This window comes from Bacillus fonticola, from assembly GCF_012955605.1.
GTDB lineage: Bacteria > Bacillota > Bacilli > Bacillales > JC228 > Bacillus_CG > Bacillus_CG fonticola.
In genome coordinates, this window is record NZ_CP052135.1 from 325,046 (window position 1) to 345,463 (window position 20,418).

The following is a 20,418-nucleotide window of genomic DNA, read 5'->3' on the forward strand; positions in this document are numbered from 1 at the left end:
TTATGGCAAATAACCGGATGAGAGCGGTTGTGACGCCAATATACTGCAATAATCAAGGCTTACACATAAATGAAACCGCTTACGCTCACTAAATCGCTTAGATCCACGCGTCCTTCCCAAAACCCCTTGAATAATTACCCCTAGATGTTACCATGGTTCACGTTGGAAACAGAACGGAAATAAACCTCAAAGGATGGATGTAGATGCTAAAGAAAACAGTCGCTTTTTTAGGTGCAGGGTCCATGGCTGAAGCAATGATTTCGGGAATGGTTGCATCTGAGAAGCTTCCTGCTGATCAAATTATTGTCACGAACAGACAGAATAAAGAACGGTTGAATGAACTACAAATGAAATATGGCATTCGTGCTGTGCAACGAGATCAACTTGATTATACAGAAGTCGATTTATTTATACTGGCGATGAAGCCAAAGGATGTAGACGATGTTTTGGCGTCAATAAAGGATAGGGTCACTGAAGATCAGGTCGTTCTTTCTGTGATGGCAGGAATCTCTACTGCTTATATGGAAGAGAATTTGAAGCCAAGTCAGCAAGTGATCCGCGTCATGCCGAACACATCGAGCATGATCAGAGAGTCATCGACGGCTATAAGCCCTGGAAAGCATGTGAGCTTAGAGGAAGTGACGACTGCTAAAACCCTTTTGCAATCAATAGGTGAAGTGTTTGTCATTAAAGAAGAACAAATGGACGTGTTCACTGGCATTGCCGGAAGCGGGCCAGCTTACTTTTATCATCTCATGGAACACATTGAAAATGCTGGTAGTGAAGCAGGGTTATCGAAAGAAATGTGTCGTGAAATGGGTGCCCAAACTATTTTAGGAGCAGCTAAAATGATCCTTCAACAAGAGGATTCCCCTGCTGAACTAAGAAAAAAGGTGACTTCTCCTAACGGGACAACAGCAGCCGGTTTACAAGCTTTAAGAGAGCATGGTGGAGGTCAAGCAATTTATGAAGCTGTTAAAGGGGCAGCTAATCGCTCCAAGGAAATGAGTCGGCAACTTGAGCGACCAGTAGCACTAAACAAGTAGCAGCAGCGAACAAATAATGACATCTGGAGATGATAGATTGGTTTCGGAAACAGTCAAAAAGCGTATCGTGATAAAAATTGGAAGTAGCTCGTTAACTAGCTTAAATGGAGAAACTAGCCGCAGAAAGCTAGAAAAACTTGTGGATGAAGTCGTCCGTTTAAAAGATGACGGGCATGAAGTATTGCTTGTTTCATCTGGTGCTGTGGCTGCAGGTTACCGCAAACTCGGATGCTTATCGCGCCCGAGCACGTTACCTGAAAAGCAAGCAGCGGCTTCCATTGGCCAGGGACTCTTAATCGAGGCCTACTCAGACCTCTTTTTATCTCATGGCTATGTAGCCTCGCAAATCTTGATCACACGCAGCGACTTTTCAGCAGAAGATCGGTATAACAATGCGCGAAACACAATGAATGTTCTACTAGAAAGAGGCATCATCCCGATCGTCAACGAAAATGATACCGTTACGATTGATAGGCTGAAATTCGGTGATAATGATACGCTTTCTGCCAAAGTTGCTGGTCTAGTGGGTGCCGACCAATTGATTATCCTTTCAGATATCGATGGATTGTACGATGCAGATCCAAGAAAGAATGCGAATGCAAAGCTGCTCGACAAAGTACATGAAATTACTCCAGAGATTGAGGCGGGAGCCGGAGATCCAGGTAGTGCTGTCGGTACAGGTGGAATGAAGTCTAAAATCGATGCTTTCAAAATTGCCATGGCATCTGGTATCTCTTCTTTCTTAGGAAAAGCAGGAACGAAAGATATCGTATACGACGCAGTCTACCAAAACGCCAAAGGCACTTATTTTGAACCGAAGACGGATACAGATAATTTAGATGCGAAAAAACAATGGATTGCCTTCAACTCAGGACCCGAGGGGGAAGTGGTAATCCATCAGCATGCGAAGGAATTGATTCTTGACAGCAAACAGGGGTTGGAACTATCAGGTGTCCACCATGTGGTGGGGCGTTTTAAAAAAGGCGCTGTAGTCAAAATTGTAGACCTTCAAGATGAAGAAATCGCTTTAGGAGTAGTCAATTACTCCTCAGAAACGTTTGTCGAAATGGTTGGTTCAAAGGAAGAAGAACTCATAGAGTATGAAAAGCTAGCGGTAGAAAGCGAAGATTTAGTCTGTCATTTGGAGATCTCCGTTCCTGCAGGCATATAAAAAACTAGGGGGTATTGGGTGACACTCATAAGAGAAAAGACGAACGTTGAAGCACAAGCCATACAAGCAAAGAAAGCAGCGAAAACATTGATGATGCTGACGACAGCGCAAAAGAATCAGGCGCTGATCCAACTTGCAAATATACTTGAAGAGAACTATCAAACGATTTTAGATGCCAATGAAAAAGACTTGGCAAATGGACGTGAAAAAGGTTTTGAGGAAGCGTTCATGGATCGTTTGACGTTGACGAAGGATCGCGTTTTTGATTTTGCTCAAGGGTTGAGAGAAGTTGTTGAACTAGAAGATCCAACAGGAAAGATTAAGAGTGAATGGACTTTGGACAATGGGTTGAATGTTTCTCAGGTTGCAGTACCTTTAGGCGTCATCGGTATGATTTACGAAGCACGACCGAATGTAACGGTCGATGCCACCGGTCTTGCTTTGAAGTCCGGGAACGCGATCGTGCTCAAAGGGGGATCTTCTGCGATTTTCTCTAACCAGGCAATTGTTGAGGTGATGCATCAAGGGCTAGAAAAAACTGAGATTCCTAAAGAAGCAGTCCAATTCATTGCCAGTACCGATCGTGAAGCTACCCAACAGCTGTTTACCATGAAAGAGCACGTTGATGTGCTCATTCCGCGTGGAGGCGGCTCGTTGATCAATGCTGTAGTGAATAATGCCACGGTTCCAGTTCTTGAAACAGGTGTGGGTAACTGCCATCTCTATCTCGACGCAGAGGCCGATCGCGACAAAGCACTCGCCATTTTGATCAATGCAAAAACAGACCGCCCTGCAGTTTGTAATGCGGCGGAAACTGTCCTTATTCATAAAGATTGGCTTGCTCACCATAGTGACGCTTTGTTCCAGAGCCTTGAAAGTCACAAGGTTGTGATCCATGGTGACGAACAAATCGTGGAATTGAATCCGGAGGCTACTTTGGCAGGCGAAAGTGACTGGAAAGATGAATATTTGAGCAAGGATATCGCAATGAAAGTAGTGAATGATTTGGCAGAAGCCGTTGACCATATCGAAACGTACGGCACGAAGCACTCTGAAGCGATCATTACAGAGAATCAGCATAACGCGCATGTGTTCATGAACCTTGTCGATGCTGCTGCCTTATACCATAATGCGTCCACACGTTTCACTGATGGAGGAGCATTGGGCTTTGGCGCTGAAATCGGTATCTCTACCCAAAAACTCCACGCCCGTGGTCCAATGGGGTTGCCAGCATTAACAACGGTAAAATACATGATGCAAGGGAACGGACAAACTAGATAGTTTTGGGGAGTTTTGGGGAACTGGTACCACCCGATATTTGTCAGTATTTGTCGAATAGAACAAAGGAAAGTATACAGAAGAAAATTCGACATAATTCGGGGTGTACCAGTTCCCGGTTGGGACCCGGTTGGGATTATTTTCGTTTGATATGATTCATGATAAATCCGCTTTCGGGTAGGGTTGGCATTTTTACTAGACTGTAACTTAGATCCTGTTCTGGAACTTCAAAGTCAACCCTGTTGACGAGGAAATCAAGGCTTGCTTTCATCACTTCGACGGTAATTCCCTCACCAGGGCAGCGGTGTCCCTTAGCCGGGTCGCCCCCACCTTGGGGAATAAAATCAAACAGGCTCCCTTTCCATTCCTTGAATCGTTCTGGTCGGAATTCATTTGGGTGCCCCCATAGTCGGGAGTCATGATTCGTACCGTACATATCTAGCAATACGAGCGTTCCTTCTTTGAATTCACATTGTTTCCAAACAAAATCTTTTCGTACTCTGGCCCCTACAAAAGGTCCAAATGGATAGTAGCGACGAACTTCCTGTGCAAACAGGTCAAGATCATCGCTGTTTCCAGACTTCAGCTTTTCTTTGTACGTTGGATGATCGTGTAACGCCAGAGCGGAAAAGGCGATAAAGGTGGAGATCGCCACAATCGGTCTTAATACGTTGATGAGTTCCACTGCAGCCATTTGCGTATCTAGCTCTCTTCCATCAGGCTGACGATAAAAGGCCATTTCATGGAGTGCTGAACCTTCATCAGCCTGCAGCTTGCCTGCCCGAACATCTTCAACGACCCTTCGAATCCACTCTTCGGTTCTATTTCTCGCTCTTCTTCCTTTCCAGTGTCTGGGTCCTGCTGCTCCGAAGGCGTCGACCATAGAACTGAAATCTTCTGCTCGCATAGTTACTTCCGATTCCTCCAACGGAACTCCAGCCCATTGGCATGCGATGCGGCATAAAATTTCCTTTGCTTCGTCGAACAAGACGATTTCTTTTGCCCCTTCCCATTTGCTACTAGAATCCACCCACTGCCCCATAACCAGTTCAGCTAACCGCTTTTGGTGTGGCGGAGTCATTAATGACATGAACAGAAGCCTCCGATGAATGTGCGCTTCCCCGTCCATCGTCTGGATCCCATTTTCGCCGAATAATGTCTTCTGTATCCGCTTGGGTGCGGCACCGTTTCGCTGAAATCTTTCCGGATCGTAAAACACGTTGGCAGCTTCCTCCCCAGTTAGGCAAATGACCTTTTGCCCTAGCAAGCGTGCTTCAAATAGATCGGATTGGTACCGCTCAACCCTATTCCCGATAAATAAATAGCCTTCCCGCCCTAAAGCGAGTGTGTTATCGAGGCTTCTATCGTGGGGAATTTGTTCGTTCATATTCAAAACATCTCCTTGTTAGCTAGTTTCGCTATTCTCACATTAGTATTCAAGTGTGACTTTGTTTTTAAACAAAAGAGTCAGCACTTTATTTCATGTGATGAATCCAGACGCAGGAGGAGGGAGGGATGAATTTAGGATAATCATCTCTCATTTGTTCCAGACACCCGCTCATATCTGATACACTAGAATAAAAATAGTGTACTAGGTGATCAACATGAAATTATTAGTGGTCGCACCGTATCCTGCGTTAGCTCATGTTGCCAAACAGGCGGTGCAATCTAGAACGGAAATAGAGGTAGATGTTGTCGTAGGGAACTTGGTTGAGGGTGTTGCTTTGGCTCGTGAGGCGGAAGCAAGTGGGTATGATGTGATATTAAGTCGTGGGGGAACGTTGCAGTTGATTGAAGAACAGGTGACGGTGCCCATAGTGGAAATACCCATTACAGGATACGATCTTTTGCGTGTAGTAACTCTTACAAAGCAGTTCCCTGGCAAAAGCGCGATCGTTGGTTTTTCGAACATTACAACAGGTGCGAAGACTTTAGTGGACATTTTACAGCTTCAAGTGGACATTTTTCCAGTGGAAACGAGTGACGAAGTGCCGGCTACGCTTCAACGGCTAAAAAAGGAAGGGTATTCTGTCGTCCTCGGGGATACGATTACGCACGAGTTGGCCAGTAGCTATGGACTGCAATCAATTTTGATTCAATCTGGTATAGAGGCGGTATTAGAAGCGATACATAAAGCTGAGACGCTCTATCGTTATTTACAGCATCAAACGCGGAAGTTTAATCTACCAAAAGAAGTGCTTCAGCAGAGAGGCGAAAATATTGCTGTATTGGACGGGCAAGGAAATAGGGTATTCCAACACTGGTCTGATTATGAGTATGAGCATGAGTTTGAGAAGCTTGTCCACTTTTACTCACAGCGTCCAGATAACCATTTTACAGATGTCGTTTCCGTTAGAGAACGGTCGTATAAAGTAGAAATGAACATGCTGACGCATTTTTCGAAGTCGCAAAACCGCCAGATTCGATTCGTTCGACTTTTCCACTCCTCTAATCGACAGCCTATTATGTATCATAATAGTCGACTGAAACCTTATGTAGTTGCGGAGAGTACGACCATGAAAAACACACTCGATGCCTTGAGGAAGTGTTTGTTCGATAGCAAAGCTATTTACTTGCAGGGTGAACCAGGTACTGGAAAAAGGCTGCTCGGACAGTGGATCCATTATGAAAGGCACCTAAACAAAAAACTATGTGCTACCATTTCTGCTACCTCACTTCCACAGCTACAAGAAAAACTTGATGAAGTGGCAACCATTATCGTTACAGACTGGGAGGACATTGAGACCACTGAAGCAAAGAAGGTTGCTGATAACTGTCTTCAATGGGCTTCCGTTGACCCTGGAAGAATGGCTGTCCTCACAAGTGCATCGGTCATAAGTGGGGTACAAGTAAAAGAAGAGATTCACACCATTCATGTGCCGCCACTGCGCGAACGAGAAGAAGACATTTCTTTGCTAGTTTCTCATTTTGTGACTGAGTTGCATGAGAAACAGGGAGTACCTCTTGTTAATTTTCAAACGAGTGCAATCGATGCGTTAGAAAGTTATTTTTGGAGAGAAAACGTTACCGAACTGAAGTTTATTGTTAAAGAATGTGTTCGGCATTCTACCGGTTTTCAAATTGATAAAAGTGATGTTAATCGCGTTCTGCAATCTCTTTCTTTTCCGCAAAGTAGAGGTGCACTCTCACTTGAAGGGACATTGGAAGACATCGAAAGACGAGCCATCGAGCTTGTTATGGAAGAAGAAGGTTACAACCAAACAAAAGTAGCGAAACGACTCGGGATCAATCGGTCTACATTATGGCGGAAGCTCAACAAATAAGGGCTTTCGCCATTTTTACGACGTATACTGTTGCGAAATACAACACTTTTTAAGTGAGGAAGAAATAATGCGAATAAAAGTGTTGCAAAATGAAATCACCCGCCCTATACTAACATTGAAATCGTTTCCAAAAGGGATTGTAGGGGAGGAGAATTATAATGAAAATCAAAGCAACGCTAGACAGAATTCCTGGGGGTATGATGGTTGTTCCGTTGTTGCTTGCTGCAGTGCTGAACACTGTAGCTCCAGACTTATTACGGATTGGTAATTTTACAGAGGCCTTATTTGTAAACGGTGCCAATGCATTGATTGCACTATTCCTTTTATGTACAGGAGCTCAAATTAACGTGAAAACATTCGGTGTCTCTCTAGCAAAAGGGGGAACATTACTCGGAACAAAATGGATAGTTGGTGCGATCTTCGGACTGATTGCTTATTCATTTGCAGGTGACAATGGATTGTGGTTGGGTTTAGCACCAATTGCGGTTATTGCAGCTATGACCAATAGCAACGGGGGATTGTTCGTAGCCTTAGTTGGTCAGTATGGAAACAAAGAAGATCGTGCCTCTTATTCTCTACTAGCATTAAACGATGGACCATTCTTAACAATGGTAGCGTTGTCTATTTTTGGTGCTATGGGATTCGTAGACGGTATGTTTTCTCTTCAATCATTTATAGCTGTTTTACTACCGATTCTAGTTGGTATGGTATTAGGTAACCTAGACGAAGAAATGCGTACGTTTTTAGATAGTGGTAGCTCTATGCTTATACCATTCTTTGCGTTTGCATTAGGGATGGGAATTGACTTCGGTGCCATCGTGGAAGGTGGACTTGGTGGAATTGCGCTTGGTATTATGACGGTTCTTATTACAGGAACAGCTGGCTATTTTGTGTTCAAGTTTTTACGTTGGAATCCGATTGTCGGTGCATCTGAAGGGTCTACGGCTGGTAATGCGGTTGCGACACCGGCAGCCATTGCTGCAGCGAACGCATCTTTTGCAAGTGTAGTAGATATCGCAACGGTTCAAGTCGCAGCATCTACCGTCACTACGGCGATCTTACTTCCGCTTTATATTGCCTTCTTGGTGAAAAGAATGGAACGAAAAGGGTATCAATTTGAAAATGGAGAAGTTAAACATCAATCAGTGAACGGATAAGGAAGTGAAGACATCATGAGTTGTGTAGCCATCATTGCTGACGATTTAACAGGAGCGAATGATTCTGGCGTAGAATTTGTCAAAAAGGGGTTTCGGACGTCTGTCTTGTTCGATCATCGTGTCATTGCAGAGCTGTTGACGTCAAGAGATGCACTTGTTTTGGATACGAGTTCAAGATCTTTTTCAAAGCACAAGGCCTATGAAACGGTCCGAGAAGTAGCGGAGGCATTGAAAAAGGCTGGAGCGACAGATGTGGTGAAGAAGATGGATAGCACACTACGAGGTCCTTTTGTACAAGAAACGCAAGCGATCGTGGAAATATTCAGTCCAGATTGGGTGGTGATCGCTCCTGCTTTTCCAAGAATGGGACGGACAACTCGTGATGGGGTCCACTACGTACATGGAGAGATCATCACAGAGACGGAATTTTCTGAGGATCCGAAAACCCCTGTCAAACATGCTCGAATCGCTGATTATTTACAAGAGGAAGGCATCCATCCTGTTCATTTTTCAATAGATAATATGAAACAAGGGCAAGGGAGTTTTCCTGATAAACAGGGCACGAAATGGGTAGTAGCAGACGCTGAAACGGATCAAGATCTTAGCCAGTTGGTCGAAGTCTTTCGTTGTAAACCAGGCAAGGTATTATGGGTTGGCTCTGCTGGTCTTATGGAACACATCACCCCACTGGTTGATACACCAAACGCATTCAATAAGCAAGGAAGAGCCGACAACGTTCTGATCGTTTCGGGAAGTATGTCGCAGAAAACGTATGAACAGGTGCAAAGAGTGGGTCAACATGAGGATGTTTTTCATATAACGTTACACCCTAATGACGTGTTGTCTGGACATCTAACAGTTCCGTTTGTCGTAGACCAAGTGCAGGCGGCTTTTCAAATGGGTGACTCCGTTGTGCTGGCTGTCGATGCATCTGAGGAAGCAAAAAGACAATCTAAGATCCTTGCTAAACAGTCAGGTGTTTCAACACGAGAAGTAGGAGCCGTTTTAGAGAACCTGCTCTCTCAAGTAACAAAGCAAATTGTGGAGCTGGTTGAAGAAGTAAATGGACTCGTTTTAACAGGTGGCGACACGGCTAAGAGTATATGCGGTGCTTTAGGGGTTTCTGGAGTGGATATTGTGGAAGAAGTCGAAAGTGGTCTCCCACACGGTCTACTAGTCGGCTTACAGCGTCCTGTTCAGGTTGTGACAAAAGCAGGTGGATTCGGGCAAGAGGAGTCATTAGTAAACTCATTGCAAGTATTGAAAGGTGGAACTAATCATGTCAAATAGACCAATCATTGGAATCACGATGGGTGATGCAGCAGGAATTGGACCCGAAATTATTGTAAAGAGCTTAGAAAATGGCGACGTTTATAAGCAAAGCCGTCCGCTTGTTATTGGGGACACAGCGATTCTTGAGCGTGCCGTTGATTTTGTCGGAGGAACAAGTCGTATACGAGCAATAGCTGACGTTTCAGAGGCAAAGTTTGAAAAAGGGACAATTGACTGTCTCTCTTTGAATTTATTGGATACAGGATCGCAGATTGGAAAAGTCTCAAAAGAAGCAGGACATGCAGCCTTTAAATATGTGGAAAAGGCGATTGACTTGGCGAAGAACGGAGACATTCAAGCGATTTGTACCGCACCACTTAACAAAGAGGCGATGCAGCTAGCTGGTCATCAGTACCCAGGGCATACGGAAATCTTAGCCGAATTAACAGGGACGAAGGACTATTCTATGATGCTGTCTGCCCCTCAGCTAAAAGTCATCCACGTAACGACCCACGTCGGCATAGTAGACGCTGTGAAGCTGATTAACCCTGAAAGAGTGTACAACGTCATTAAACTAGCACACGATACGCTAACAAAGTCGGGAGTAGAACAGCCTAAAATTGCTGTATGTGGGATCAATCCTCATGCTGGTGAAAATGGATTGTTTGGATATGGAGAAGAGGAGGAAAAAGTGATACCGGGTGTAAAAAGAGCCCAGCAAGAAGGGATTGAAGTACAAGGTCCACTGCCAGCAGACACGCTCTTCTTTCGGACAGTACGAGGCGATTTCGACATCGTTGTGGCTATGTATCATGACCAAGGGCACGGACCTATTAAAGTACTCGGTCTAGACGCTGGGGTCAATATCACAGTCGGTCTTCCAATTATCCGTACAAGTGTTGACCACGGAACAGCGTTTGACATTGCAGGAAAAGGCATTGCCGATGAACGCAGTCTTTTGGAAGCTTTGCGTCAAGCAATAGAATTAGCGCCAGTTAAATAATCGTTTCCGGAACTGGTACCACCCGATATTTGTCATTTTTTGTCGAAGAAGTATTGCGAAGTGTTCAAAGTTTTTCAGACATAAATCGGATCCGTATCAGTATCGGAATGGTGATCTTGACGACAACTCAACATACTATGTAAGATGAAATGGGTCTTATTATTAGACTACTTCAAAGCTTGTACAAAGCAGGAGTGTTGGGGTTTGATCATCTTAGTTCCATTTATCGCATTCGTTTTATTTTTTGTGCAAAAAAGGTATTTTCCTAATGTACTGGTTGATACGTCATCCGCTGCTGCCGTTATGGCGGGCGGCATTTTTATTAACGGGGCACTGACACAAATTGCTTATCTGAACTTGATTGAAGATTTCTTAGCGTTGCTGCTTTCGATTTGTTGGTTTTATCTTGCGTATGTGTTCGTGCACTCAGCTGTGACAAAGCAGTTTTCTATCAAACATTTACAAGCCCCTCTACAGGTGTTCGGGATTGGAACGTGGGTAGCCGCGACATCTGTCTTTTGCATTGTGCAGTATCTTCACTATCCATCTGCACGATCGTGGACATTTGTTTTGGCGGTCGGAAATTTCTTCTTATGGCTCGTATATCTTTATTTGATCATGGTACGGATAAAGCAATTTGTTGTACGGAAGCACTATCGCAATGTGCATGGAATCATCTTGCTAACCACTGTTAGTACTCAATCCATTGTCATCATGAATGCAGTCGTATTTCCAGAACGAATCCCGACGTCACTACAAATTGGCCTTTTTTCACTAGGTATTCTCTTCTATATAGGAGGAGTCGTGCTAATTGTGAAGAGATATATTCGTGATCGAGGGTGGTCGCTCGCAGACGATTGGAAGAATACAAATTGCATCGTACATGGTGCGGTATCGATTTCAGGTGTAGCGGGAATTAAATCCGGCATTCTCTCCATGGATGTGGCGTTTTGGTTTTGGATCTGGGCACTTACCTTTTTCATAATCGTGGAAGTAATAGAGATTGTCCGTGCTCACAAAAGAATCCGGCTGTACGGACTGCAAGAAGGGATTGGGCGTTATCACGTGTCGCAATGGTCCCGTAACTTTACCATTGGCATGTTCCTGTTTTTTACGATTACGCTGGACATGACGCAAATCCAGCATCATATCGGGTGGTTTTATGAAACAGTTCAACGTGACTTTCTCATTGTAGGACCGTGGCTTGTTTTAGGGCTACTCACGATTGAGTGTATATTGTTTTTGAAAGGGAACCTTGACCAGTTACTCGAATCAAGCGGAACACAATTTCAAAAAAGCAAAGGACTATAAGAGGTACGACTCTTATAGTCTTTTTAACTTCTAAAGGGATAGATCCCCAGTTCAAAGGGACAGATCCCCAGTTTACAGATCGCATCAAAATCGGCCACCGTTACAGTAATGACTTCGATATAGGTATTCACCCACTTCAAGCTTCACGCATAAGGTAACACATGTGAAATTTGAAAAAAGGGAGTGCTGTTAATGGCAGGCGACATCATCAATTACTACGCAGGTGGAAATACTGCAGAAGGATTTTACAGCCTTTTTGAGTCGAATATGAAAGAGTTAGAGACCGTATACATTTTGAAAGGCGGGCCAGGATCAGGAAAGTCAACGATGATCAAAAAGCTTGCTGATGAGTGGGGCGAAAAGGGATACGATGTAGAATTGATTCACTGTGCGTCAGATAATGATTCCCTAGACGGCTTAATCATCCCGAAATTGAAGTTCGGTATCCTTGACGGCACAGCCCCGCATGTGTTGGAACCGAAAGCTCCGGGCGCAATCGAGCACTATGTGAACTTAGGAACGGCTTGGGATACTGTTTGGTTAAAAGGAAAACGGGAAGAAATTGTGGAGCTGCAGCAAAAGATCGGAAACGCTTTTCAATCAGCCTACGACTCTTTCGAAACAGGCCTACGTGTTCATGATGACTTGGAAGAGATCTATATGGGTGAATTGAACTTTGACAAAGTGAACGGATTAACTGAGGAATTGATCGATAAAATTTTCACCGGGAACAATGGTAAAAAAGAGAATCCACGCACGTTCCATCGATTTCTAGGAGCGGCAACACCATTAGGGGCAGTCGATTTTATCCCAAACCTCACTGAAGGATTGGCGAAACGGTACTTTTTAAAGGGGCGTGCCGGTACGGGGAAATCTACTTTACTTAAAAAAGTTGGAGCAGCCGCTTTGGAAAATGGCTACGATGTAGAAATGTACCATTGCGGATTTGATCCGAACAGTATGGATATGGTGATCATCCGGGAATTAGGAGTTTGTGTGTTTGATAGTACAGCACCGCATGAACACTTCCCGAGCCGCCATGGAGATGAAATTATCGACATTTATCAAACCTGTGTAACTCCTGGAACCGATGAGAAGTATTATGAGAGAATTAAAGAGGTGAATAATGGGTATAAGCAGCGCATGTCAGACGGCACTGGTCATTTGAGAGTGGCGAAAGACTTGCATGATGAGCTGGAAGAGATTTATATAGGAGCGACTGATTTTTCTGTTGTGGATGGGCTATACGATGAGGTGAATAACGCGATTAGTAAGTTGAAAGAATAGTCTCGTGGAGTGGTACCACCCCCATGAGAAGAACGTTTTTCTCATGGGGATCTTCTGTTGTTTCACTTGTATCCACTCAATATAATTTCGAACTACCAAACCCCTAAAACATCCATCATGACAGCTAGAATCAACACAGGGCAAACATAACGTACAAGGAAAAACCACGCTTCAAATAATCCTCTTTTCACACGACTTCCCCTTTGTAATTCCTCCCACAAAGCAGACCTTTTCATTTTCATTGAGACAAACAAAGTAATGAGTAGAGCGCCAATCGGCAATAACACATTACTCACTGTATAATCAGCTAGGTCGAATATCGTTTTCCCAAAAATGATCACATCTCCGAGAACTCCATAAGAAAGGGCTGAGGGCACACCACAGACAAAAATCGCGAGCCCGATGATCCATGCCCACTTTTTCCGTTTGCTAGGCTCACCATTTGAGGCGACAGAGACAATGATTTCAAGCATGGAGAAAGCAGAAGTCAGCGCAGCGAACAAGAACAGTACTAAAAACGCGATGAAGAACAACATCCCAAACGGAAGCTGACTAAACACCGTTGGAAGTACGTTAAATAACAGCACTGGACCCGCTCCCGGCTCTAGGCCAAAGGAAAAGACTGCCGGAAAAATAGCCAATCCCGCTAGTAATACGATAAAAATATTCATTCCTACAATAGAAAACGCCGCACGAGGAAGGCTTTGTGTTTTTGGTAAATAGGAACTGTACGTTACCATCACCGATACCCCAACACTGAGGGTGAAGAACGATTGACCCATTGCCTCTAATATAGTTTGGGAGGTGACTTTTGAAAAGTCAGGAAGTAATAGAAAGCGAATCCCGTCCATTGCACCATCTAACGTGACTGCCCGGACCACGAGTATCATAAAGAGAACAAACAACGCTGGCATCATAAAACTGCTCACCCGTTCAATTCCCTTTTGAACTCCCCCTGAGATCACGATGATCGTCATCAAAATAAATAGAAGTTGCACGAGAACACTTACGACTGGATCTGAAATTGTCCCATTGAATACTTCAGCATATTGATCGACCGTAAGATTGTTCAAATCACCTGCAATGGCTTTGACTAAATAAACGATAATCCAGCCACCGATTACACTATAAAAAGATAGCAGGATAAAAGAAGTAATCATCCCTAGAATACCAACCCAATGCCACCTCGTCCCAGGTGCTATTTTGCGATAAGAGTTCACCGCATTGTCTTGTGCGGTTCTACCTATCGTAAATTCTGCTAGCAATAAAGGGAGCCCGAGCACCAAGGTAAATAAGATGAAGATTAGGAAGAAAGCGCCACCTCCGTTTTGACCTGCGATATAGGGGAATTTCCATATCGCCCCCAATCCGATGGCAGAACCCGCCGCCGCTAATATAAACCCAAGCTTAGAAGACCATTGTTCACGTTGACTCATCTTCAATCTCCTTTCGATGTTAGGGAACTGGTACCACCGATATTTGCCGGTTTATTTCGTAAGGTTGTTGTCGACATAAACCGGGGCGTGCCAGTTCCTATAATTTTCCCATAATTTTCGACATAAACCGGGGCGTACCAGTTCCCATAATTAATCATGATCGTGGGTATGTTGTCAATCGGTCAGTAGACCCCCCTCTGTTGGTACAATCTTGGTGTGGCATATCATTGTTCCATTTTAGTCGAACTAGAACGTATCTTGAATTCCTTTCGCTACTTATGCGATGATCAAAACACTAAAGCTAAGTAAGGATGAAAGTATGGAAAATGAAATCGTAGTAAAGGTAAAATCAAAACTAGTAAAAAAGTATAAAAAGGGATACCCTCTCCTCACAGCTGAGTCGATAGAAAACGACAAAGAACTGACGGTAGAAGGCTCCGTGTTTACGCTCGTTGATGACCGCAATCAATTTATGGCGAGAGGCTACTACGGAAAGCAGAACAAAGGAATCGGTTGGACCTTAACTCATGTGCAGGACGAACTGATTAACCTGGAATTTTTCATAAAGAAGATAAAACACGCCTTAAACGCAAGGAAACACCTCTTTGGAAGTCCCGATACGACGGCCTTTCGTGTTTTTAACGGTGAAGGCGACGGTATTGGTGGCTTGACGATAGATTACTTTGACGGCTACTACCTCATGAATTGGTATAGCGAGGGGATCTATTCGTTCCGGAAATCCATTATTGAGGCTCTCACCACCTCGACAGCTGTCAAAGGTCTTTATCAAAAGAAACGCTTTGATTCGGCAGGCAAATATATAGAAGAAGATGACTTTGTGACAGGTGAGCAGGCTACATTTCCACTTCTTATAAAGGAAAATGGTGTGAACTATGCTGTTTACTTAAATGAAGGCGCTATGGTTGGGATTTTCCTTGATCAGCGGGAAGTGCGTCGTCGCATTATGGAGAATTATGCTCTGGGTAAAACTGTCCTAAATACTTTCTCTTATACGGGAGCATTCTCTGTTGCTGCTGCCATGGGCGGTGCTACCAAAACGACAAGTGTAGACCTTGCGAACAGAAGCCTAGAGAAGACAATTGAGCAGTTTAGCGTCAATCGCCTTGATTTCGAAGCGCATGACATTCGCGTCATGGACGTATTTCGCTATTTTAAATATGCAAAGAAAAATGAACTTACCTTTGAAATGGTCATTCTCGATCCACCTAGCTTTGCTCGCTCTAAAAAGAATACGTTCCGTGCAGAGAAAGACTATACTAATTTGCTAAAAGAAACGATCGATATTACAGCGGAAAAAGGGATCATTGTCGCCTCGACAAACTGTAGTAAGTTTGACATGAAGAGATTTAAGCAATTTATAGAAGTAGCTTTTAGGGAAAGCGATTATAACTATCAAATTCTTGAAGAACACTCGTTACCACAGGACTTCAAAACAAATCCAGCATTTCCAGAAGGAGATTATTTGAAGGTCATTTTTATAAAAAAGCTTTAAAAACTGCGAAAGGGAACGGGCACCACCCGATATTCGTCACCTTTTGTCGAAGAGACCGTGGCAGAGGTTGTTCTTTAGTTCTTTATTGCTGAGGTTTTCGACATAATTCGGGGCGTACCAGTTCCGGGACTTGTCGGGGGCTTCTTTGTGGGAACTTTGGATCACTTTGACAAGAAGTCTTTACCTTATTGTGTTATAATTTTCAATGAAATTGTAAAAAAAGCTCACCTTTTTTGAAGGAATATCGTGAGCCACAGGCGACCGGGGTCTGGATTGATTTGGTATACTGAGATGGGGAGATTGACTTGAAAACTCCATAAAAATGGTTATACCTTATTTAGGATGGGCCTTTTTGCTTGTATATTTTGAAGAATAAAATGCATATCGGGGCGTGTGCTACTAATGAAAACTGCTTTTTTTACGGAGGTTGACATTTTAGTCATCTTAAGTCAGGTGAACAAAACGCTAAATAGTCAGAGTTGTTCACCTGTTGATATGCAAAAAGTGTTGGTTTCGATTTCAGAGCTCACGAAGAATGTGCTATTCCATTCAAAGTCTTTCGGGGTTATCACCACTTCAATTACTGAACACAGTATTGAAATTTGTGTAACCGATCAGGGCATTGGAATTACGTCAATTGATAACATTTTACAAGGACTTAAAAATCCGAGTTCTAAGGGTCTTGGGCTAGGTTTATTAGGTGTTAAAAATATGATGGACGAGTTCACTATTCTATCAAATGAAAAGGAGGGAACAACAGTCATTGTTAAAAAATACTTCAAATAGTTTTATAGACCCTAAGGAAAACGAAGAGCAGATTAGGTTGAATCGACTTGCATCCATTGGGGAATTATCTGCAGGTATAGCACACGAAGTAAGAAATCCGTTAACTGCAGTAAAAGGGTTTTTACAGTTGATGAAAGAAATGCCTAACGAGTCATACTTAGATACAGCATTGACAGAATTAGATAGCGCACTTCTCACCTTAAATAACCTTTTACAAGTTTCTAAACCAGACCTAGAAGAAGAAAAGCATAGTGCAATAAATGTAAGCACGGAGTTAGAAAACATTCTTTATTTATTTCAAGATCAAGTTTATCGAATACAGATGACAAAGGAATTTGACGACTGCGACACCATTATTTTCGGGCAAAGAAATATGATTAAAAAGGCATTTTTTAACTTAATTAAAAACGCTTTAGAAGCCATGCCAGATAAGGGTGAACTAACAATAACCCATAGAGTAAGTGACGACAAGCTTACGATTAAAATTACGGACACTGGTATTGGAATTCCTCCGGAGAAATTGGATCTGATCGGAACTCCTTTCTTTTCTACGAAAGAATCTGGAACAGGTATGGGGCTTACACAAGTTTTTACAACATTACATAAGCACAACGCAAGAGTAAAGGTTTTTAGTCAAGTAAATATAGGTACCACATTTGAGGTGGAATTTCCCGTGAGTAATAAAAAAATGTTAGGGGTTGTAGAGATGGTCGAATTAGTTTACAAAGAAGGGCAAACTTTCCATGAGTTCATTTTAGAAAATAAAGATGAATTCGATAAACAAGTTAGCAGGCTAACAAAGGATTCCCTCAATAAAATACAAGGGAATTCACCCATTTCGGAGGCTGAGCTGAGTGAATTAGCCTATAGTATTTTGGAATATGTGGATGAAAATAATGAACGTGAATTGTCTGAGATTTCCAAAACACAAGGAATGATGTGGGCTAAAGCCAATCTCCCGTTAGTATTAAAATTAGAATGGTTTCAAGAGTTAAGAATTATTTATTGGGACTACTTCTATAATTATTACAAGAATCTCGACTTGAAATTTGATGAATTTTTTTCCGTTCAGAAAAAAACAAATTTCTACTTAGATGCATTTTTAAATAATTATACGATCTCCTATAACAACTACAGAAGTCAAGTTTTACAATCGCAACTTGATGTGATTGAGGATTTAACTGTACCAATGATCCCTATTTCTGACTCTGTCGCCATTTTGCCTGTAGTCGGAACAATGGATACTCAACGCGCGAAGAAACTTCAAGAAAAAACACTAAAACAAATTGAGCAATTCAGAATTAACCACATCATTCTAGACTTATCAGGAGTCGCTTATATGGATACAGCCGTTGTCGCCCATATTTTCAGAGTTGTTGATGGGTATAAGTTATTAGGGTGTAAAACGATTGTCACTGGAATCAGGCCAGAGATCGCCAATACGATGGTCGAGCTCGGGATTGAAATCGATGGTAAGTTCTCCATTAAAGGTGACCTCAAGCAAGCGCTAGAGGACTTCAATTTAATAGCTGAGGCCTGACGAAATAAGGGAACTGGCACCACCCGATATTTGTCACTGTTTGTCGAAGAGACCTGTGGCAGAGGATGTTCTTTGTTATTGGTTTTTTTTTACACAATTGGGGGTGTGTTAGTTCCTTTATACTCCAGTTCCAACTTTACTACTGCTGCTGCTCCGGATAATCACAATACTCAATAATCGTCCCCTCGGTATCTGCCGGATTCAAATAAACCAATCGTCTGCCGTGTTTGTTGATACGGTAGGTTTCTTCGAGTATGCGGATGCCCCTATTCTTTAGGTCTTCCAGTGCTACTTCGAGATCAACTACACGGTAAGCGATGTGGTGAACGCCCTTGCCCTTTTGTCTTAAAAATCGGGCGATCGGAGAGGTTGTGTTGTTTGTCGGGGACAGCAGTTCAGTCCGATGTCCACTGACTTCCATCACGGCAATTTCGCTTTCGACGCCTACAGTCTCACTTCTGTAGCGGTCGATTAATTTGCCACCGAGTACGTCTTCGTAAAATCGAATGCTTTCGTCCAAATTTCGAACCGCTACGCCAATGTGGTCTAGTTTTGTTTGCATGTGTATCCCCCTCATCCGTAATGTTTCCATTTTACCATTAATGCCCACTCTGCGCCTTCCTTACATTTTTCCCGCAGAATGCGCTACTTTGCCTGTTATAATGTGATGTTGAACGATTTCAAAACAAATGTTCAGCGCACTATATAAGAAGTGGCTAAGCTAAAAACGATAGGAGTTAACATATGAGTATGAACAGTTTTGTAGACTATCAACTAAGCAACGAAATTATCCGAGCACTGGAGCAATTAGGTTACGAGCACCCGACCGAAGTCCAAAGTAAAGTGATCCCCATCGCTCTTCGGAAAAAGGATCTTGCGGTGAAATCACGAACGGGGAGTGGTAAAACAGCCGCTTTTAGCATCCCCATTTGTGAAATGGTCGATTGGGAAGAGAATAAGCCACAAGCTTTGGTGTTAACGCCGACCCGTGAGCTGGCTAGTCAAGTGAAAGAGGACATGACGAACATCGGGAGATTTAAACGAATTAAGGCAACGGCTATTTACGGGAAGCAGCCCTTTGAAAGGCAAAGGATCGAGTTAAAGCAGAAGAGCCATGTCGTTGTCGGAACGCCGGGGCGTGTGCTGGATCATCTTGAAAAAGGCACGCTTGATGTGGGGAAGCTGAAATATCTCGTTATCGATGAAGCGGATGAGATGCTAAATATGGGGTTTATTGATCAAGTAGAAGCCATCATCCATAAGTTGCCTATCGATCGGATGACGATGCTGTTTTCTGCAACTTTACCAGGGGATGTAGCCAATTTGTGTCACCAGTACATGAGGAACCCGATTGATATTGAGATGAAAACACCTGAAAGAGCCACAAGCCAAATCGATCACTCCCTTTTCATCGTGAAGGATGTAGAGAAGTTTGACCTGCTAAAAGCTGTTACGGTCATTGAGAATCCTGATAGCTGTATGATTTTCTGCCGAACCCAAGAGCAGGTGGACAACTTGTTTACGCAACTACACCGTGCTGGCTATACGTGTGACAAAATCCACGGTGGTTTATTACAGGAAGATCGCTTTGATGTGATGAATCGGTTCAAACGAGGGGAATTCCGCTATTTAGTGGCGACAGATGTAGCGGCAAGAGGCATCGATATTGAGAATATCTCGCTGGTGGTGAACTACGACTTCCCTATGGAACAGGAGAGTTACGTGCACCGATCAGGAAGAACCGGACGCGCTGGGAATACAGGAAAGGCGATTAGCTTTGTCACACCATACGAAGACAAATTTTTAGCGGATATTGAAAACTATATTGGCTTTGAAATCCAAAAGAGAGACGCACCTTCAAAAGCAGCAGTGGAAAAAAAGAGAGCTGCCTTTGAGAATAAAATGAAAGCCCGCCCGACTATCAAAAAAGCCAAAAGTGAGCAACTTAATAAGGGAATCATGAAGCTCTATTTTAATGGCGGCAAGAAAAAGAAAATGAGAGCTGTCGATTTTGTAGGTACCCTTTCAAACATCGAAGGAGTAACAGCGGACGACATCGGTATTATTACTATCCAAGAGAACGTGTCATACGTCGACATCCTAAACGGCAAAGGCCCACTCGTACTCAAAGCGATGAAGGATACGACAGTTAAAGGGAAGCAATTGAAGGTACATGAGGCGAGGAAATAGTTTCAAAGCACTCAGTTCGGGCACTCCGGGAACTGGTACCACCCGATATTTGTCATTTCTTGTCGAAGGAGGCTAGAAAGGGTGAATGATAATTATCTAAAGGTTTTTCGACATATTTCGGGGCGTACCAGTTCCGGCATTACT

The 20,418-nt window shown here is 43.2% G+C and carries 16 protein-coding genes; 13 read left to right on the plus strand and 3 right to left on the minus strand.

Going from position 1 to position 20,418, the window contains the following annotated elements; all coding sequences use genetic code 11:
• The first annotated feature begins 203 nt into the window (after positions 1 to 203).
• From proC to HHK01_RS01635, 3 genes are all read left to right on the plus strand, one after another.
• Complete coding sequence (proC, locus tag HHK01_RS01625) at positions 204 to 1,046, plus strand: pyrroline-5-carboxylate reductase (protein ID WP_170006107.1); 843 nt, start codon at positions 204 to 206, stop codon at positions 1,044 to 1,046.
• Between the two features lie 16 nt (positions 1,047 to 1,062).
• Positions 1,063 to 2,217, plus strand: coding sequence for a glutamate 5-kinase (gene proB, locus HHK01_RS01630; protein WP_170006108.1), 1,155 nt, complete (start codon positions 1,063 to 1,065; stop codon positions 2,215 to 2,217).
• Between the two features lie 90 nt (positions 2,218 to 2,307).
• Entirely contained in the window at positions 2,308 to 3,498 is a 1,191-nt protein-coding gene (locus HHK01_RS01635) for a glutamate-5-semialdehyde dehydrogenase (protein ID WP_407646947.1), read from the plus strand.
• Positions 3,499 to 3,631: 133 nt separating this feature from the next.
• On the opposite strand, the gene HHK01_RS01640 is transcribed toward HHK01_RS01635, so the two are convergent.
• A complete protein-coding gene (locus HHK01_RS01640; RefSeq protein WP_194241275.1) occupies positions 3,632 to 4,882 on the minus strand; it encodes a CYP152 family fatty-acid peroxygenase CypC in 1,251 nt (416 codons plus the stop codon).
• A gap of 217 nt (positions 4,883 to 5,099) precedes the next feature.
• Between HHK01_RS01640 and HHK01_RS01645 the strand changes: the two genes are divergently transcribed.
• The 6 genes from HHK01_RS01645 (at position 5,100) to HHK01_RS01670 (ending at position 12,809) form a co-directional block, all read left to right on the plus strand.
• On the plus strand, positions 5,100 to 6,779 hold the full coding sequence (locus HHK01_RS01645) for a sigma-54-dependent Fis family transcriptional regulator (protein ID WP_170006111.1): 1,680 nt from the start codon (positions 5,100 to 5,102) through the stop codon (positions 6,777 to 6,779).
• A gap of 158 nt (positions 6,780 to 6,937) precedes the next feature.
• On the plus strand, positions 6,938 to 7,936 hold the full coding sequence (locus HHK01_RS01650) for a 2-keto-3-deoxygluconate permease (protein ID WP_170006112.1): 999 nt from the start codon (positions 6,938 to 6,940) through the stop codon (positions 7,934 to 7,936).
• A 15-nt stretch (positions 7,937 to 7,951) separates the two neighbouring features.
• Positions 7,952 to 9,226 carry a four-carbon acid sugar kinase family protein gene (locus HHK01_RS01655; protein ID WP_170006113.1) on the plus strand — a complete coding sequence of 425 codons (1,275 nt, stop codon included), beginning with the start codon at positions 7,952 to 7,954 and terminating at the stop codon, positions 9,224 to 9,226.
• Positions 9,216 to 10,211, plus strand: a complete 996-nt coding sequence (pdxA, locus tag HHK01_RS01660) for a 4-hydroxythreonine-4-phosphate dehydrogenase PdxA (protein ID WP_194241276.1) — start codon at positions 9,216 to 9,218, stop codon at positions 10,209 to 10,211. The genes HHK01_RS01655 and pdxA overlap by 11 nt, the downstream gene beginning before the upstream one ends.
• Before the next feature lie 204 nt (positions 10,212 to 10,415).
• Complete coding sequence (locus HHK01_RS01665) at positions 10,416 to 11,522, plus strand: TDT family transporter (RefSeq protein WP_170006115.1); 1,107 nt, start codon at positions 10,416 to 10,418, stop codon at positions 11,520 to 11,522.
• A gap of 192 nt (positions 11,523 to 11,714) precedes the next feature.
• Positions 11,715 to 12,809, plus strand: a complete 1,095-nt coding sequence (locus HHK01_RS01670; RefSeq protein ID WP_170006117.1) for a PRK06851 family protein — start codon at positions 11,715 to 11,717, stop codon at positions 12,807 to 12,809.
• 92 nt (positions 12,810 to 12,901) lie between these two features.
• On the opposite strand, the gene HHK01_RS01675 is transcribed toward HHK01_RS01670, so the two are convergent.
• Complete coding sequence (locus HHK01_RS01675; RefSeq protein WP_170006118.1) at positions 12,902 to 14,245, minus strand: sodium-dependent transporter; 1,344 nt, start codon at positions 14,243 to 14,245, stop codon at positions 12,902 to 12,904.
• 319 nt (positions 14,246 to 14,564) lie between these two features.
• Here HHK01_RS01675 and HHK01_RS01680 point away from each other — a divergent pair, with 319 nt between their 5' ends.
• From HHK01_RS01680 to HHK01_RS01690, 3 genes are all read left to right on the plus strand, one after another.
• The gene (locus HHK01_RS01680; protein WP_170006120.1) at positions 14,565 to 15,758 is read left to right on the plus strand and encodes a class I SAM-dependent rRNA methyltransferase; all 1,194 of its coding nucleotides are present in this window, start codon (positions 14,565 to 14,567) and stop codon (positions 15,756 to 15,758) included.
• Positions 15,759 to 16,160: 402 nt separating this feature from the next.
• Positions 16,161 to 16,544 (plus strand): ATP-binding protein, encoded by a 384-nt coding sequence (locus tag HHK01_RS01685; RefSeq protein WP_170006122.1) that lies wholly within the window; start codon positions 16,161 to 16,163, stop codon positions 16,542 to 16,544.
• Positions 16,522 to 18,084, plus strand: a complete 1,563-nt coding sequence (locus HHK01_RS01690; RefSeq protein ID WP_170006124.1) for an ATP-binding protein — start codon at positions 16,522 to 16,524, stop codon at positions 18,082 to 18,084. Before HHK01_RS01685 ends, HHK01_RS01690 begins: the two co-directional genes overlap by 23 nt.
• Before the next feature lie 139 nt (positions 18,085 to 18,223).
• On the opposite strand, the gene HHK01_RS01695 is transcribed toward HHK01_RS01690, so the two are convergent.
• The gene (locus HHK01_RS01695) at positions 18,224 to 18,646 is read right to left on the minus strand and encodes a VOC family protein (protein ID WP_170008612.1); all 423 of its coding nucleotides are present in this window, start codon (positions 18,644 to 18,646) and stop codon (positions 18,224 to 18,226) included.
• Between the two features lie 182 nt (positions 18,647 to 18,828).
• Here HHK01_RS01695 and HHK01_RS01700 point away from each other — a divergent pair, with 182 nt between their 5' ends.
• The gene (locus HHK01_RS01700; protein ID WP_170006126.1) at positions 18,829 to 20,274 is read left to right on the plus strand and encodes a DEAD/DEAH box helicase; all 1,446 of its coding nucleotides are present in this window, start codon (positions 18,829 to 18,831) and stop codon (positions 20,272 to 20,274) included.
• Positions 20,275 to 20,418 lie beyond the last annotated feature (144 nt).

Excerpts from the sequence above, each read along its gene's own strand:
- proB (WP_170006108.1), top strand. The coding sequence starts at position 1,063 with ATGACATCTGGAGATGATAGATTGGTTTCGGAAACAGTCAAAAAGCGT.
- HHK01_RS01655 (WP_170006113.1), top strand. The coding sequence starts at position 7,952 with ATGAGTTGTGTAGCCATCATTGCTGACGATTTAACAGGAGCGAATGAT.
- HHK01_RS01675 (WP_170006118.1), bottom strand. The coding sequence starts at position 14,245 with ATGAGTCAACGTGAACAATGGTCTTCTAAGCTTGGGTTTATATTAGCG.
- HHK01_RS01645 (WP_170006111.1), top strand. The coding sequence starts at position 5,100 with ATGAAATTATTAGTGGTCGCACCGTATCCTGCGTTAGCTCATGTTGCC.
- HHK01_RS01700 (WP_170006126.1), top strand. The coding sequence starts at position 18,829 with ATGAGTATGAACAGTTTTGTAGACTATCAACTAAGCAACGAAATTATC.
- proC (WP_170006107.1), top strand. The coding sequence starts at position 204 with ATGCTAAAGAAAACAGTCGCTTTTTTAGGTGCAGGGTCCATGGCTGAA.
- HHK01_RS01650 (WP_170006112.1), top strand. The coding sequence starts at position 6,938 with ATGAAAATCAAAGCAACGCTAGACAGAATTCCTGGGGGTATGATGGTT.
- HHK01_RS01670 (WP_170006117.1), top strand. The coding sequence starts at position 11,715 with ATGGCAGGCGACATCATCAATTACTACGCAGGTGGAAATACTGCAGAA.
- HHK01_RS01680 (WP_170006120.1), top strand. The coding sequence starts at position 14,565 with ATGGAAAATGAAATCGTAGTAAAGGTAAAATCAAAACTAGTAAAAAAG.
- HHK01_RS01695 (WP_170008612.1), bottom strand. The coding sequence starts at position 18,646 with ATGCAAACAAAACTAGACCACATTGGCGTAGCGGTTCGAAATTTGGAC.
- pdxA (WP_194241276.1), top strand. The coding sequence starts at position 9,216 with ATGTCAAATAGACCAATCATTGGAATCACGATGGGTGATGCAGCAGGA.
- HHK01_RS01640 (WP_194241275.1), bottom strand. The coding sequence starts at position 4,882 with ATGAACGAACAAATTCCCCACGATAGAAGCCTCGATAACACACTCGCT.
- HHK01_RS01635 (WP_407646947.1), top strand. The coding sequence starts at position 2,308 with ATGATGCTGACGACAGCGCAAAAGAATCAGGCGCTGATCCAACTTGCA.
- HHK01_RS01685 (WP_170006122.1), top strand. The coding sequence starts at position 16,161 with ATGAAAACTGCTTTTTTTACGGAGGTTGACATTTTAGTCATCTTAAGT.